Below are 15,427 nucleotides of genomic sequence, written 5' to 3' on the forward strand. Positions count from 1 at the left end.
CCGTGGAGCAAATCGAGGAACGCCTGCCGGAGTCGACGGGCCAGACGCTGGCCACCAGCATCGCAAGCCGGCTGCGCGCCCAGATCACCAACGGGCAGATCCCGCCCGGCGAAAAGCTGCGGCTCGACGACCTCCGCATGAGCTTCGGCGTGAGCCTGAGCCCCCTGCGCGAGGCCCTGTCGCGCCTGTCGACCGAGGGCTTCGTGGTGATGGAGGACCAGCGCGGCTACCGCGTTGCGCCGGTGTCCGAGAACAACCTGCTCGAGGTCACCAAGCTGCGGCGCGAGATCGAGAGCTTCGCGTTGCGCGAATCGATCCGCCAAGGCGACGACCGCTGGGAGAGCGAGGTCGTCGCCAGCCTCTACAGGCTGGACAAGCTGGGGCGCGGCGAAACCGACCCGGCCCGGCTGCAGGACTGGGAAAACGCCCATCGCGAACTGCACCAGCGGCTCCTGTCGGCCTGCCACATGCCGCTGCTGCTGCAGTTCTGCTCGACGCTGCATGACCTGAGCGACCGCTACCGCCGGCTGTTCCTGCAGGACCATCCGATCGACCGCAACGTGTCGCGCGAGCACGAGGACATCGTGAAGGCCACGCTCGAGCGCCGCGCGGACGACGCCTGCGAGATGCTGCGCGTGCACATCGAGCGCACCGGCAACAACGTGCTGCGGGCGCTGGTCAAGAAGACGCCCTGAGACGGCTCGGGACAAGCCGGCTGTAGACCTGGCCGCTCAGCCGATCCCCAGCAGGGCCTTCAGCACCGTCCCTTGCGGGCGCACCGCCACGCCCGCACGCGGTGCCATCAGCGCCGCATGCGACGGCGCACTGCGCGGCAGGTAGCGGCCCGAACCACGTTCGACCTGCAACGTGCCGTCGGCCACGACGACCCGCCCGCGGTTGATCACGACCTCCGGCCAGCCCTGGATCGTGCGGCCTTCGTAGGGTGTGTAGCCGACGCGGTCGTGCAGGTCGGACGCGCGGATCACGGTCTGCCGCTCGGCGTTCCAGATCGCGATGTCGGCATCCGCGCCCACCGCCAGCGTGCCCTTGCGGGGCGCGAGGCCGTAAAGCCGCGCATGGTTGCCGGCAGTGAGCGCCACGAACTGGTGGATGTCCATGCGGCCCTTGAGGAAGCCCTCGCTGAACAGCAGCGGCAGCCGCAGCTCCAGGCCGGGCACGCCGTTGGCCATGTCCTTGAAGGTCGTCAGGTCGCCCTTGGGCAGCTTGCCGGTTTCGTCGAAGCGGTACGGCGCGTGGTCCGACGAATAGGTCGCCAGCGTGCCGTCCAGCAGGCCCTGCCAGATCGCCTCCTGCGACGCCTCGTCGCGCGGCGGCGGCGAGCAGCAGAACTTGGCGCCCTCCATGCCGGGCCGGTCGAGGTCGTCGGCCTTCAGGAAGAGGTACTGCGGGCAGCTCTCGGCCAGCACCTGCGCACCCAGCTTCTGCGCATGGCGGATCAGCTCGACGGTCTCGCCGCCGGCCACGTGGACGATCAGGATCGGCACGTCCAGCAGCCGGCTCATCGCGATGGCGCGGTTCGTCGCCTCGGCCTCCGCCAGCGGGTCGTGCGCGACCGCATGGAAGCGCGGCGCCGAATGGCCGCGCTCGATCAGCCGCTGCGCCAGCCACTTGATCATGTCGTTGTTCTCGGCATGGATCATCACCAGCGCCTGCTCCTCGCGGGCCAGCGCGAGCACGTCGAGCAACTGGTAGTCGTCGAGCTTCATGCGGTCGTAGGTCATGTAGACCTTGATCGACGTGATGCCGGCGCGGATCGCCTCCGGCAGGTCGGTCGCCAGCGTCTGCGCGTCCGGGTTGGCCAGGATCACGTGGAAGCCGTAGTCGATCACCGCCTTCTCGGCCGCCCGCGCCGCGTAGTCGCGCAGCACGTCGGGCAGCGCGTTGCCGCGGTGCTGCGCCGCGAACGGGATCACGGTGGTGGTGCCGCCGAAGGCCGCGGACACGGTGGCCGAATGGAAGTCGTCGGCACCCATCACGCCCATGCCCGACAGCTGCTCGATGTGGCAGTGGCTGTCGATGCCGCCTGGCAGCACCCAGCGGCCCGCGGCGTCGATGTCGCGCAGCGCCGGGCCGAGGTCGGCGCCGATGGCGGCGATGCATTCGCCACGCACGCCGACGTCGCCGTCGATCACCCGGCCATCGGACACGATGCGGCCGTTGCGAACGACGAGATCGAAGGGCGCGTTGCCGTGCAGGCCGGCGGCGGTTTCGGAAGAAGAGGTCATGTGGAATCGACTCAGCCGACGGGCGAGGGCGCGGGTTTGAACACGGGCAGCTGCATGCGCGCGATGACCGCGAGCGCCAGCGCATCGATCGAATCGGTCAGCACCAGGCCGAAGGCGGCACGCACCGCATGCGGAACCGCCAGCGGCAGTTCGGTGCAGCCGAGCACCACGGCCAGCGCACCGCGGCGCGCGAGCGCGTCGATGCCGGCCGAGGCTGGCGCCAGCGCCTTGTCGGGCCGATTGCCCTTGACGGCCTCGATGGCCGCCGTGCTGCAGTTGCGCTGCTCGTCGGGCGTCAGCAACAGCGGCTCGTAGCCCGCTGCAACCAGACGCGACTGGTAGAGCCCGGCCGCCAGCGTGGCCGACGTGCCCATCACGCCGACCTTGCCGCCGTGCACGCCCTGGCGCGCCAGGTCGGCCACCACCGCATCGACGATGTGCAGGATCGGCGCGCTCACGCTGGCCTGCAGCCGGTCGAACCACAGGTGCGCGGTGTTGCACGGGATGGCGATGCAGGCCGCGCCTTCGCGATCGAGAAAGCGTGCGCCTTCCTGCATGGCCGGGAACGGGTCGGCACCGCCGTCCAGGTGCGCCTGCGAGCGGTCGGGGATACGCGGGTCGTTGCGCAGCAGTACCGGCAGGTGCGCCTGGTCGCACAGCACGGGCGTGAGCTGGGTGAGCCGGTAGACGAAGCTCGCCCCCGCCAGCGGCCCCATGCCACCGAGCACGCCGAGCGTGCCGCGCCAGCGCAGCGGCGATGGCGGCACGGCGTCGGACACGGTGTCGTGCAGATCGTCCGCCGCCATCAGGCGCTCCCTGCCACGGCCCATGCGGCCTCGGCCGCCGCCGCACACGGCTCGACGACGCGCATGCCCAGTGCATCGCCGAGCGGCGCGCACAGGCTGCCCATGCCGGCGCAGCCGAGCAGCAGCACGTCGGCACCGTCGACGTCGCGCAGCGCACGGCCGGCCGCCAGCAGGCGCTCGAATGCCAGGTCGAAGTCGCCGGACTGTGCGACCGGCAGGTCGATGGCGCGCTCGGCCGCGACGCGTTCGGCCACGCCGAGCTGTGCCCAGTAGCGCATGTGGCGCGGGATCGCCGCGGTCGCGACGGCCAGCACGCCGACACGCTGGCCGAAGCCCAGCGCGGCGCGCATGCCGGCCTCGCCCAGGCCGACGAGCGGGGTCGACGTCAGGCCGCGCGCGGCGGCCAGGCCGGGGTCGCTGAAGCAGGCGAGCACGACCGCGCCGTAGGCGGCTGCGTACTGCCGCGCCCAGTCCTGCACCAGACCGGCCGCCAGGTCGGCGTCGTCCTGGGTGACGATGCCCGGCGGACCGGCATGCAGCGTGAGCGCGTCGAACTGCGCGGCGCGCTCGCCCAGGCCGGTGCGCACTGCGCCGGCGATCGTCTCGGTCACGTTCTGCGACGAGTTCGGGTTCAGCAGGGCCACCCGTTGGCCGCTCGGCAACGTACTCACCGCTCAGGCCACCGGTTCGCCGGCACCGGTGCGCTCGACGATCAGGCGGTAGTGCTCCGGGCTGCGGTGCTTGGCGAAGTTGAAGACGTGCTGGCGGAAGTTGTCGCCCAGCGCCAGGTCGGCCCGCACGCAGATGACCTCGTCGTCTTCCGTCAGGCTGCGCGCCACCACCTCGCCGGTCGGCGCCACGATGGCCGAACTGCCGATCATGTGGAAGCCGTCTTCCTTGCCGCACTTGGCCGCCGCGGCGACCCACACGGCGTTCTGGTACGCGTTGGCCATGAGCGACACCAGGTGCGTCGAGGTGCGCAGGTGCACCGGCTCGTCCCAATGGATGTTGTGCGACGGCGTGTTGTAGCCGAGCACCACCAGCTCGGCACTCTGCAGGGCGAGCACGCGGTAGGTCTCGGGCCAGCGGCGGTCGTTGCAGATGCACATGCCGGTCTTCACGCCGTCCGCGTCGAACACGCGGAAGCCGAGGTTGCCGACCTTGAAGAACTTCTTCTCCAGGTGCTGGAACGGCGCGTCGGGCTTGTGGTCCGAATGGCCCGGCAGGTGGATCTTGCGGTACTTGCCGACGATCTCGCCGGCCCGGTTGACCATGATCGACGTGTTGAAGCGCTCGCCTTCGGGCGTGAGCTCCGCATAGCCGATGTAGAAGCCGACGCCCAGGCGCCTGGCCTCATCGAACAGCGGCTGCGTGGCGGCATTGGGCATCTGCGTCTCGAAGAAGCGCTCGACCGCTTCTTCCTCGCTCATCCAGTAGCGCGGGAAGAAGGTGGTCAGCGCGAGCTCGGGGAAGACGACCATTTCGGCGCCGCGCGACTTGGCCTCGCGCAGCATCTCGACGAGGCGCTTGACGACCTGCGCGCGCGTATCGGCCAGGTGGATGGCGCCCAGTTGCGCAACGGCCAGGCCCAGGTGACGGGGTGAAGACATGTCGGTTTTCCTCGGGTCAGGCGGCAGGCGTGGCAGTGGACGCGGCGGCGGCATCGGCGGGCTGGCCGTAGTTCTGCGAGCGGTACCAGCCCATGTAGTCGGTGTAGGTGATCGGCGGGTACTTGGGCTCTTCGCCCGGCTTGACGCAGGTCGGCAGGCACGCCATCACATGGCGGATGTCGCAGTCCATGAAGAAGGGCACCGCATAGCGCTCGCGGCCCGAGGCGTTGATGACGCGGTGCGGCGTCGACAGGAAGCGGTCGTTGCTCCAGCGGCGCAGCAGGTCGCCGCTGTTGATCAGGTAGGCGCCCGGCAGGCTGGGCACGTCGACCCAGCGGCCGGTCGGCAGCCGGATCGCGAGCCCGGCCACTTCGTTGAAGGGCAGGAAGGTCATGAAGCCGGTGTCGGTGTGCGGCGCGATGCCGAAGGTGTTCTCGTCGCGTGCGGGCTGCTGCGGGTAGTGCGACAGGCGCAGCGTGTACATCGGCTCCGCGAACGCGACGTCGAAGTGGTCGGCCGGCAGGTCGAGCGCCAGCGCATACAGCGGCAGCAGCGACTTGCCCATGCGCTCCACCGCGTCGGCATAGGCCAGGCTCAGCTCGCGGGCGCGCTCGGCGCCGGCGGGCCAGCGGTTCTGCGCACGGAAGCGCTTGCCCGCGACGACGTCCGGGTGGTCCGCCGGCAGCTCGCGCTTGATGAAGAAGGCCTCGACCTGGTTCGGCTTGTTGTTGGCGTTGATGCGCGAATGCCGCGTGACCGAACCGCCGAGCGGCTCGTAGCCGATGTTGTGCTCGTTGAAGCGCACCGCCATCTTGTCGTCGAGCGGCAGCCCGTGGACGAGGCGTGCCGCCTCGAAGGCGCCGTCGACCACCGGCTGTTCGATGCCGTGGTTGATCACGAAGTAGAAGCCGACTTCCTCCAGCGCATGCCGCAGCTCGGCGCCGAGGCGCTCCCGCGCGCCCGGCTCGCCGGCCAGGTAGGGGCCGAGGTCGATGACCGGAATGTCCTCGGCCGCATCGGGCCGGATCTCGGGAAGGTTGGGTGCGTAGACGGGAGCGTTCATGTCTTTTCTCCTGATAGGTCTCGGTTGGCTGGGTCGGATGGGTTGCGGTGGCATCGCACCGCGTGGTCCTGCGCGTCGGCCACCAGCTCGGGCGCCGGCCGCGTGTGGCAGGCGTCCTCGCGGAAGGCGCAGCGCGAATAGAAGGCGCAATGCACGGGCGGGTCGAGCAGCGACGGCGTCTCGCCGTCGAGCACTTCGGTCGCGGGAATGAAGACGCGGTCGCTCTCGTGCACCACCGGTATCGCGCCGATCAGCGCGCGCGTGTAGGGATGACGGGGCCGCCGCATGATCTCGTCGGCGGTGCCGGTCTCGACCACCTGGCCGAGGTACATCACGGCGATGCGGTCGGCGATGGCCCGCACCACGCCGAGATCGTGCGTGATGATCACGTAGGTCAGCCCGTACTGCGCCTTCAGCGCGGCCAGCAGGTTCAGGATGCGCGCCTGCACCGACACGTCGAGCGCCGAGGTCGGCTCGTCGAGGATCAGCAGCTCGGGCCGCAAGGCCAGTGCACGTGCGATGTTGATGCGCTGCTTCTGGCCGCCGGACAGCGACATCGGCGTGCGCAGCAGCGTGTCGGCCGGCATCTGCACCGACTCCAGCAGCTCGCGCACGCGGGCGCGCCGCTCCTTGCGGCTGCGCATGCCGCCGAGCCGCAACGGCAGGCCGACGATGTCCTCGACGGTCTGGCGCGGGTTGAGCGATGACGACGGGTCCTGGAACACCATCTGCACACGGCGCCGGAAGGCCTGCAGCAGCGCCGGGCCGGCGGTGGTCAGCTCGTCGCCGTCCAGCCGCATCGTGCCTTCGCTGGCCGGCGTGACGCGCGACATCACGTTGGCCAGCGTCGACTTGCCGGAGCCGGACTCGCCGACGATGGCCAGCGTCTCGCCGCGCGCGATGCGCAGCGACACGCGGTTGACGGCGCGCACCTGCGCGGCGTCCATCCGGTCCAGCCAGCGGCGCTCCACACGGCGCTTGACGTTGAACACCTTCGACACGCTGTCGAGTTCGAAGAAGGGCATGGCGGCTTTCATGTCCATCAGGCCACCGCCTCTTCGTCGTCTTCGTCGGCCCAGCAGGCGACCCAGCGCTGGCCGGGTCGGTCGCGGTTGGGCGGCGCGGTCTCGCAGGCCTCGCGCCGCAGGCTGCAGCGCGGTGCGAAGCGGCAGCCCGCCGGCGGCGCGAGGTAGTCGGGCAGCCGGCCCGGAATGCCCTGCGGCATGCCGCCGGCCAGGCTCGGCTGCGCATTCACCAGGCCGCGCGTGTAGGGATGGCGCGGCGCGTTCAGCATGGCGCCGGTCGGGCCGCTCTCGATCGTGGTACCGCCGTACATCACGTAGGTGCGCGCACAGATGTCGCGCGCCACGCCCAGGTCGTGCGTGATGTAGAGGCCGGCCAGGTTCTCGCGGCGGACCAGGTCCTTGATGAGGTCGAGTGTGCGCCGCTGCACCGTGACGTCGAGCGCGGTCGTGGGCTCGTCGGCGATCATGAGTTTCGGCGACCCGCTCAGCGCCATCGCGAGCAGCACGCGCTGGCGCATGCCGCCGCTGAGCTGCACCGGGTAGCGCTGCAGCACCTGCGCCGGGTCGGGGATGTAGACCTTCTCCAGCAGGTTCGCCGCCTTGTCGCGCGCACGCAGCTGCTCGGCGCGCCGGTGCCGGGCCCGCGCATAGCCGGCGAGCGTGCGGCCGCAGCTGTCCCAGACGATCAGGTCGATCATCTGCTCGCCCACCGTGAACGACGGGTTGAGCGCGGCCATCGGGTCCTGCGGCACATAGGCGATGTCGCGCTTGAGCGCCTCGCGGGCCGGCCAGCCGAGCGTGCCGAGGTCCTGGCCGAACATCAGTGCGCGGCCGGCGGTGATGCGTGCCGGCGGCATCGGCAGCACGCCGAGCAGCAGCTTGGCGGTGGCGCTCTTGCCGCAGCCGCTCTCCCCCACCAGCCCGACGATCTCGCCCGGCATGATGCGCAGGTTGACGTTGCGCAGCACCTGCTCGCGCCCGTCCAGCGTCATGAAGTCGAGCGACAGCTGCTCGATCGAGACGATGGCCTGTGTGTCGTCCATCAGTCTTCTCCCAGGAAGTCGCGCAGGCCGTCGCCGAGCAGGTTGAAGCTCATCACGACGATGAAGATCGCGATGCCGGGAAACAGCGAGGCCCACCACGCGTCCGGCAGGTAGTGCCGGCTGGTCGACACCATCAGGCCCCACTCGGCCGCGGGCGGCCTGGCGCCAGCGCCCAGGAAGCTCAGCGACGTGCCGACCAGGATCGCGTAGCCCGCATTGAGCGACAGCGACACCAGCAGCGACGAGCGGATGTTCGGCAGGATCTCGCGGAACATGATGTGCAGGTGCGACGCGCCCAGCGTGCGCGCCACGGTCACGAAGTTCTCCTGCTTGATCGACAGCGTGCGGCCGTGCGCGATGCGCGCAAAGCCGCGCCACCACACGAAGCCCAGCGCGATCATCGCGTTGCTCAGGCTCGGGCCGAGCACCACGGTGATGGCCAACGCCAGCACCAGCGCGGGGATCGCCGAGAAGATGTCGGTGATGCGCATCAGCACCTGCTCGACGCGCCCGCCGAAGTAGCCCGCGAACAGGCCCACCGGCACGCCGATCACGACCGCGATGGTCAGCACGATCGCGACCATCGTGAAGGACAGGCGGGCGCCGTGCATCACGCGCGTCAGCACGTCGCGGCCGGCCTCGTCGGTGCCCATCCAGTGCTGCCGGCTCGGTGCGGAGAGCAGCACGTCGAAGTTGACGGCGTCTGCGATGTCGTCGGGGTACGGCGCGATCCACGGCGCGAGCAGCGCGATGACGAGCATCACGAGCAGCGTCACGGCGCCGATCAGCGCGAGCCGGTTGCGCTTGAAGCGCTGCCAGCCGCGCGCGAAGCCGGTCTTGCGCACGGGCGCCTCGGCATCGACGAAGGCCGCCGTGTCGGGCACCGCCGTGGCCGGCGTTGGAATCGATGGGGTCATGTCTCAGCGCTCCAGCCGGATGCGCGGGTCGAGCACCGCATAGAGCTCGTCCACCACGAAGTTGATGACCACCACGAACAGGCACACCACGAGCGTGATGCCGACCACCGCGTTGTAGTCGTTCGAGACGATGGCGCTCGCGCCGAAGCGGGCGATGCCCGGCCAGGCGAACACGTTCTCCACCACGAAGGCGCCGCCGATCATCAGCGGGAAGAGAAAGCCGATCACGGTGAGCGTCGACGAGAACGCATTGCGCAGCACGTACTTGGCGTTCACGATGAAGGGGTGGATGCCGATCGCGCGGCTGAGCGCCGGATACGGCTTGGCCAGCTCGTCGAGCATGGCGCTGCGCACCATGCGCGCGATGTTGGTCATCGGCCCGAGTGCCAGCACCAGGGCCGGCGCGACGATGTGGCGCAGGGCGTCCCGGAAGGCGCTGCCGTTGAACGTCAGCAGGCTGTCGAGCAGGAACAGACCGGTGATGTCGGCCGGCGGCGGGCCGCTCAGGCGGCCGGTGATCGGCAGCATGGCCAGCCAGGCGCCGAAGACCAGTTGCAGCATCAGCGCCGCCCAGAACTCGGGGAAGGACACGCCGCTGAGCGAGGCGATGCGCAGCACGTGGTCCACCGGCTTGTTGCGCTTGACCGCCGACAGCACGCCGAGCGGCAGCCCCACGACCACCGCGATCGCCAGTGCGGCGAGCACCAGCTCGAGCGTGGCCGGCAGGCGCTCGCGGATGATCTCGCCGACATCGCGCGACTCGGTGAGCGAGCGGCCGAAGCGGCCCTGCGCCAGGTCCTTCAGGTAGTTCACGTACTGGACCGGCAGCGACCGGTCCATGCCCAGCTCGACGCGCAGCTTGTCGACCTGCTCGCGCGCCACGCCTTCGCCGAGCGCGGCGGCCACCGGATCGCCCGGCAGCGCGCGCACCAGCATGAACATCAGCAGCGACACGCCGACCAGGACGATCAGCATGTGCGTGAGTCGTTCGATGAATCGCATGGGCTCAGCGTCCGCTCAATGCCGGCCCTGCAGCCGTCGCAACCACGTCACTGCGCATGGTTCTTGATGTAGCTGGCGCTCTTCAGGTCGAACTCGTAGGTTTCGAAACGCAGGTCGAAGAACGGCGCGCCGGCGTCGGCCTTGAAGCCGCTGAGGTACTTCCAGTGCGGCAGGGTGCGCAGGGCCGTGTGCGAGAAGATGGCCGGCGCGTCGGCGGCGATCACCTTGTCGGCCTCGCAGTAGAGCGCCTTCTGAGCGTCGCTGCTGTCGTCCTGCTGCGCGGCCTGTGCCATCAGCTCGTCGACCTTGTCGCTGCGCCAGTAGATGCCGCCGCCCGGGTACGCGGCGCCCCAGCCGGCCTTCGTGTAATACATCATGAGCTGGCTCGGATGGCCGAGGCGCGCCGAGTCGTAGTAGATGGCGAAGTCGTAGGCCGACTCCGGCTTGGTCTGGGCCTGCACGATGTCGGCCCAGCGCACCGGCTTGACCTGCGCGTTCAGGCCGATCTTCTTCAGGTTGGTCGACAGCAGCAGGCCGATGTTCTTGAAGGTCTCGCTGGACGACACCGCGGCGATGTCCATCGAGAAGGCCTTGAGCTGGTCGGGCGTGTACTTCGACTTCGCGAGTTCGGCCTTGGCCTTGTCCAGGCTGAATTCGTAGGCGGGGATGTTGTCGCACTTGCCCAGCAGTTGCGCCGGCACCGGGCCGCGCACCGGCGTGCCGCCGGCCAGGATGCGGTTCATCACCGTGTTCGCGTCGTAGGCGTAGGAAATGGCGCGACGCACGTGCACGTCGTCCATCGGCGGCTTCGTGTTGTTCATCGTCACGTAGTAGGTCGCGAGCTGCGCGTGCTTCTCGACCACCATGTTGGCGTCGCCGTCGATCGGCTTGAGGATCTGCGGCGACAGCGAGATCGGCCCCGCATCGAGTTCACCGGCGCGCAGCTTGGTGACGTTGGTGACGGCTTCGGGAATGATCTGCAGCTGGATCGCGGCCGGCGAGTTGGCCTTCCATTTCACGAAGGGGTACTTGTCGAAGCGCGCCATCGTCGCGCCTTCGGACGGACGGAACTCGGTCAGCATGAAGGGGCCCGAACCGGCGTCGTGCGTCATCAGGTACTTGACGCCGTAGTCGCCGAATTCCCCATAGGTGCCCTCGGCCTTGTTGGCCAGCACGAGCTTCCTGTTGAGCACCTTCATGTGCAGCAGCGCGCGCATGAAGGCCGGGTCGGGTTGCTTGAGCTCGAAGCGCACCGTCGCGGGATCGACGATCGCGATCTTGTCCGCATCGACCTGCCGCAGGTAGCCGCCGACGAGGCCCGGCAGCGTCAGCGTGCGCTTCATCGAGAAGGCCACGTCCTCGGCGGTGATCGGCGTGTCGTCGTGGAAGCGCAGGTCCTTGCGCAGCTTGAAGGTGTAGGTCTTGCGGTCGGCCGACACCTGCCACGATTCGGCGATGCGCGGCACCAGGCCCTTGGCCACGTCGGGGAACACCAGCGTGTCGTACAGATTGACGGCGGCCATGGTCTCCCAGTTGTTGGAGACGCGGACCGGGTCCAGCGTGGCGAGCTCCATCTCGATGCCATAGCGCAGCACCGGGCCGTCGGCCGCATGGGCGCAGAACGCGGCGAGCGCGAGTGCCATGCCCGACGTCAGCGCGCCGAGTCGGAATCTCTGGAGGGAGGAAGAGAACGGGAGTGCGTGGGTGGCCATGTGTGCGAACCTTGGGTGATCGAGTCGGTGAGAAGGGAAGTCCCTGTGTCCGAGGCTCATTGTTTTGGCCGCACGGGCTTTTGTCGTGTTCGCTGTCGTGGCCCGGTCTTAACCGCAAGTTAAGACGGCGCACGATATGAAGCACGTTGGGGCGCGTTCGCACGCCGCGTGCGGATCGGGGAGCGATGGCGCACCGGTGCGGTGCGATGACGAACGCCAAGGCGAATGGCGCGCGCCGCGCCGGCTCAGGCGTCCTGCGTGAGCAGCGCGAGATCGCGTTCGAGCAGCACGCTGCGCAGCGCGCGCGTGAAGGCCTGCGAAGCGGGCGACGACGAACCGGTGCGCAGCCGCACCAGGTCGGCAATGATCGGCGGCGCGTCTTCCACGGCCACCACCATGAAGTCGCCCATCGGCCAGCCCAGCAGCGAGTATTCGTCGACCAGCGCGATGCCCGCACCGGCATGCACCAGCGCGCACGCGTTCTGCGGCGAACCGACCTCCATCGCGGTCATCGGCACGTCGTCGTATTCGGCGAAGAGGTTCTCGATGCGCAGGCCGAAGGGCGTGTCGCGCGGATAGGTGATGAGCGGCTGGTCGTGCAGGTCGCGTACCGTGATCTGCTTCTTCTTCGCAAACGGATGCTTGGGCGGACACACGCAGACCAGCCGGCCGCGCGCGATCGGCGTGGTCTCGAGATTCGGGTGGTTCATCGGCAGGATCGACACGCCGACGTCGACCTGCCCCGTCAGCATGCGCTCCTTCAGATGCTCGTGGTTCAGGCACTGGAAATGCACGCGCACGTCGGGATTGCCGTCGCGGAAATACGCGATGGCCAGCGGCACGAGCATCTGCCCGATGCTGGGGCTGGCGGCGATGCTGACCATGCTGTGGCGCCGGCCCGCCAGCTCGGTGGTGAGCCGGTCGAGCCGCTTGACGCCGCGATACACCAGCTCGACCTCCTGGTACATCTGGTGCGCTTCGGCCGTCGGGTAGAGGCGGCCCTTGACCCGTTCGAACAACGGAAAGCCCAGGCGGCTTTCGGTGTGCGACATCACCCGGCTGACCGCCGGCACCGACACGTGCAGAAGCCGCGCCGCGTCGCTGATCGAGCCGGTGCTCATGATGGCGTTGAAGACCTCGACCTGTCGAAGATTCACCGCGTTGCGCTCCAAGGTGGCGCGTTCCGGGCGGCGCCCCGCGCCATGCCCGGATCCATCGATCCGATAACCATGGTCACGAAGGCAAGCAAGTTGCTTGCCCGGCGACGATCAGGGTCTTTATGCGCACCCCGGCGACAGGAAATCGAGCAGGGCCGCATTGAACGCATCGGCCTGCTCGATGTTCGACAGGTGGGCCGCCTGCAGCTGGCGGATCCGTGCGTGCGGCAGCGTCTCGTGCAGCGCGAGCGTGGCGCTCCATGGCGTGGTGAGGTCGTCGGTGCCGCCGATCAGCAGCAGCGGATGGCGGATGCCGCCCAGCGTGCCGCGCAGGTCCACGTCGCGCAGCGCAGCGGCGCAGCCGGCCCAGGCGCCGACCGGTGCGGACGCGATCAACGCGCGGGTGGATTCGACGACGTCCGGCCGCGCAGCGCGGAAGGCCGGCGTGAAGACGCGTTGCGACGAACCCTCCGCCACGCCGGCCAGCCCGGTGGCGCGGACCGTCTCGATCTGCGTCCAGTTGGCCGGCCCGCCGAAGTACGGTGACGCGTTGGCGATGACCGCGGAGGCGATGCGCTCCGGCCGGTTCACCAGCAGCCAGAGGCCGACGACGCCGCCCATCGAGATGCCGCACCAGTGCACCTGCGCGATGCCCAGTGCGTCCATCAGCGCAATGGCGTCCTGCCCCATCTGCGCAATGCTGAAGTCGCCCGTGGCCCGGCTCTGCGCGCTGAAGCCGCGCGGGTCGTAGCGCAGCACGCGGAAACGCTCGCGCAACGCGGCGGCCTGGGCGTCCCACATCGCGTGGCGGGTGCCGAGCGAGTTGGACAACATGACGACCGGCGCATCCGCAGGGCCTTCGAGGGTGACGTCGAACGCTTCGTCCGCCGTCTGGATCACTTGCTTCATGGGGGTCGCCTTCGGGAAGTCCTTCGCAGGAATTATCCGAAGCGTGCCGGCCGCCGAGGCGGTCCGGAATGTGTGGCGCCCTTAACCTGGCTGCACGTGCGTGCACCAAGATGCGACGCCGCCGCGGCAGTCACGCAGCCGTCAACGCGACCGCATCGGCCCCTGCCGGGATCCGCATCGGCGCCGCCGGATCGGTCACCGCGCGCCATACCGCCTCGGCGACGTCCTGTGCGTGGGTGATCGGCGTGGCGGTGTCGCGCACCGCGGCGAACACGCGTTGCCGGAAGTCCGCATAGGCCTCGTGCACGCCGTCGCCCATCAGCCGGCGTGCGTTGTCGCCGAAGCGCGTGCCGGGCGCACGGCCGGGCAGCACCAGGCGCATGCGGACGCCGAAGGGCGCCAGCTCCAGCGCGAGTGATTCCGTGAACGCATTCACCGCGGCCTTGCTGCCCGTGTAGACCGCGAGCAAGGGCAGCGGCCTCAGCGTGACGCTCGACGTGACGTTGACGACGACGCCGGCGCGGCGCTGGCGGAACTGGGGCAGCACGGCCTGCGTCATCGCGATCGTGCCGAGCGTGTTGGTTTCGAAGACCTCGCGCGCACCGGCGATCTCGATGCCTTCCAGCGGTGCGAGCAGGCCGACGCCGGCGTTGTTGACGAGCGCGTCGATCGGCCCGGCCGCTTCGATGCAATGGCGGATGCTTTCAGCGTCGGTGACGTCGAGCGGCAGCAGGCGAAGGCGGTCGGACGCCGGCAGCAGGTCGTCGCGCGGGGTGCGCATCGTCGCGATGACGTGCCAGCCCTTGTCGAGGAAGAGGCGCGCGGTCTCGAGGCCGAAGCCGGACGAGCAGCCCGTGATCAGAACGGTAGAGGTGTTGGACATCGGAAGCTCCATTGGAATGACGATGCCCGCACGATAGGCCTCGGAATCCGGACTTCATATACTTGAATGTCCATTGTTTTGTCGAGATAGTCCAGCATGGTCGATCCGTTGGCGGAGGTCGTTTCCCTGTTGCAGCCCGGCGCGCCGTTCTCGAAGCTCGTCGTCGCATCGGCGCCCTGGGCGGTGCGCCGCACCGAGACGGGCCGTCCGTTCTACTTCGTCCTGCTCGAAGGTGGCTGCCATCTGACCGTCTACGGTCCGACGCGCAACGACACGATTCCGCTGAGCGCGGGCGACTTCGTGCTGATCCCCGCGGCGCGCGGCTTCGCCACGTCGAGCCTCGACCGCGAGCCGCCGGTGGAAGGAGAAGCCGTCGACACGCCGATCGCGCCGATGCAGGGCGGCGCGCGCGTCGGCGATCCGGACGGCGCGGTGGACGCGCGCATGCTCGTCGGCAACTGCGTGTTCGGTTCGCCGGACGCCGCGCTGCTGGTACCGCTGCTGCCGCAATGGGTTCACGTGCGCGGCGAGCAGCGCCTGTCGACGCTGGTTCAGCTGATCGGCGACGAGTCCCGCGCCGACCGGCCGGTGCGCGAGATCGTGATGGCACGCCTGCTGGAGGTGCTGCTGATCGAGGCCTTTCGCTCGCACGCCAACACGGCGGCGTCGCCGGGCCTGGTGCGCGGACTGGCCGATGCGAAGCTCGCCCTGGCACTGCGCCGCATGCACGAAAGCCCCGCCGCGGCGTGGAGCATCGCGCAGCTCGCGCGTGAGGCGGGCATGTCGCGCTCGGCCTTCTTCGAGCGCTTCAACCGGGCGGTCGGCATCGCGCCGATGGAATACCTGCTGGCCTGGCGCATGGCGCTCGCGAAACGGATGCTGAGGCAGCAGGAACTCGCCATCGCCGAGATCGCCGAGCGCGTGGGCTATGGCTCGGTCAGCGCCTTCGGCGTGGCCTTCACGCGGCATGTGGGCATGCCGCCGGGACGCTATTCGAAGAGCGAGGTCGAAGTCGAAACCGCGCCTGGCTAGCGAAAGGCACCAGCGGCCTTGC

At 69.3% G+C, this 15,427-nt stretch carries 15 protein-coding genes; 2 read left to right on the forward strand and 13 right to left on the reverse strand.

All coding sequences use genetic code 11. From position 1 onward, the window contains the following. The first annotated feature begins 2 nt into the window (after window positions 1-2). Complete coding sequence (locus tag AC07PZ_RS04155) at window positions 3-695, forward strand: GntR family transcriptional regulator (protein WP_495293744.1); 693 nt, start codon at window positions 3-5, stop codon at window positions 693-695. Between the two features lie 36 nt (window positions 696-731). Here AC07PZ_RS04155 and hydA read toward each other — a convergent pair whose 3' ends face one another. The 13 genes from hydA to AC07PZ_RS04220 all read right to left on the reverse strand — a co-directional run bounded on the left by hydA (window position 732) and on the right by AC07PZ_RS04220 (window position 14,373). Then, window positions 732-2,246, reverse strand: a complete 1,515-nt coding sequence (gene hydA, locus AC07PZ_RS04160) for a dihydropyrimidinase (RefSeq protein WP_495293745.1) — start codon at window positions 2,244-2,246, stop codon at window positions 732-734. 11 nt (window positions 2,247-2,257) lie between these two features. Next, on the reverse strand, window positions 2,258-3,052 hold the full coding sequence (cuyB, locus tag AC07PZ_RS04165; RefSeq protein WP_495293746.1) for a cysteate racemase: 795 nt from the start codon (window positions 3,050-3,052) through the stop codon (window positions 2,258-2,260). Next, window positions 3,052-3,723, reverse strand: a complete 672-nt coding sequence (locus AC07PZ_RS04170; RefSeq protein ID WP_495293747.1) for an aspartate/glutamate racemase family protein — start codon at window positions 3,721-3,723, stop codon at window positions 3,052-3,054. Before AC07PZ_RS04170 ends, cuyB begins: the two co-directional genes overlap by 1 nt. Window positions 3,724-3,726: 3 nt before the next feature. After that, window positions 3,727-4,662, reverse strand: coding sequence for an N-carbamoyl-D-amino-acid hydrolase (locus AC07PZ_RS04175; protein WP_495293748.1), 936 nt, complete (start codon window positions 4,660-4,662; stop codon window positions 3,727-3,729). Between the two features lie 16 nt (window positions 4,663-4,678). After that, entirely contained in the window at window positions 4,679-5,725 is a 1,047-nt protein-coding gene (locus AC07PZ_RS04180; protein WP_495293749.1) for an isopenicillin N synthase family dioxygenase, read from the reverse strand. Next, the gene (locus AC07PZ_RS04185; protein ID WP_495293750.1) at window positions 5,722-6,768 is read right to left on the reverse strand and encodes an oligopeptide/dipeptide ABC transporter ATP-binding protein; all 1,047 of its coding nucleotides are present in this window, start codon (window positions 6,766-6,768) and stop codon (window positions 5,722-5,724) included. Before AC07PZ_RS04185 ends, AC07PZ_RS04180 begins: the two co-directional genes overlap by 4 nt. Then, on the reverse strand, window positions 6,768-7,793 hold the full coding sequence (locus AC07PZ_RS04190; protein ID WP_495293751.1) for an ABC transporter ATP-binding protein: 1,026 nt from the start codon (window positions 7,791-7,793) through the stop codon (window positions 6,768-6,770). The genes AC07PZ_RS04185 and AC07PZ_RS04190 overlap by 1 nt, the downstream gene beginning before the upstream one ends. Next, on the reverse strand, window positions 7,793-8,710 hold the full coding sequence (locus tag AC07PZ_RS04195) for an ABC transporter permease (protein WP_495293752.1): 918 nt from the start codon (window positions 8,708-8,710) through the stop codon (window positions 7,793-7,795). The genes AC07PZ_RS04190 and AC07PZ_RS04195 overlap by 1 nt, the downstream gene beginning before the upstream one ends. 3 nt (window positions 8,711-8,713) lie before the next feature. Further along, window positions 8,714-9,712, reverse strand: coding sequence for an ABC transporter permease (locus tag AC07PZ_RS04200; protein WP_495293753.1), 999 nt, complete (start codon window positions 9,710-9,712; stop codon window positions 8,714-8,716). Window positions 9,713-9,759: 47 nt separating this feature from the next. Continuing rightward, the gene (locus AC07PZ_RS04205; protein WP_495293754.1) at window positions 9,760-11,424 is read right to left on the reverse strand and encodes an ABC transporter substrate-binding protein; all 1,665 of its coding nucleotides are present in this window, start codon (window positions 11,422-11,424) and stop codon (window positions 9,760-9,762) included. Between the two features lie 245 nt (window positions 11,425-11,669). Further along, a complete protein-coding gene (locus AC07PZ_RS04210; protein WP_495293755.1) occupies window positions 11,670-12,581 on the reverse strand; it encodes a LysR family transcriptional regulator in 912 nt (303 codons plus the stop codon). 120 nt (window positions 12,582-12,701) lie between these two features. Next, entirely contained in the window at window positions 12,702-13,490 is a 789-nt protein-coding gene (locus AC07PZ_RS04215) for an alpha/beta fold hydrolase (protein WP_495293756.1), read from the reverse strand. A gap of 130 nt (window positions 13,491-13,620) precedes the next feature. Next, on the reverse strand, window positions 13,621-14,373 hold the full coding sequence (locus AC07PZ_RS04220) for an SDR family oxidoreductase (protein WP_495293757.1): 753 nt from the start codon (window positions 14,371-14,373) through the stop codon (window positions 13,621-13,623). Between the two features lie 96 nt (window positions 14,374-14,469). Between AC07PZ_RS04220 and AC07PZ_RS04225 the strand changes: the two genes are divergently transcribed. Further along, window positions 14,470-15,405, forward strand: coding sequence for an AraC family transcriptional regulator (locus AC07PZ_RS04225; RefSeq protein ID WP_495293758.1), 936 nt, complete (start codon window positions 14,470-14,472; stop codon window positions 15,403-15,405). Window positions 15,406-15,427 lie beyond the last annotated feature (22 nt).

It is taken from the genome of Variovorax sp. GW821-FHT10B04 (assembly GCF_059415645.1).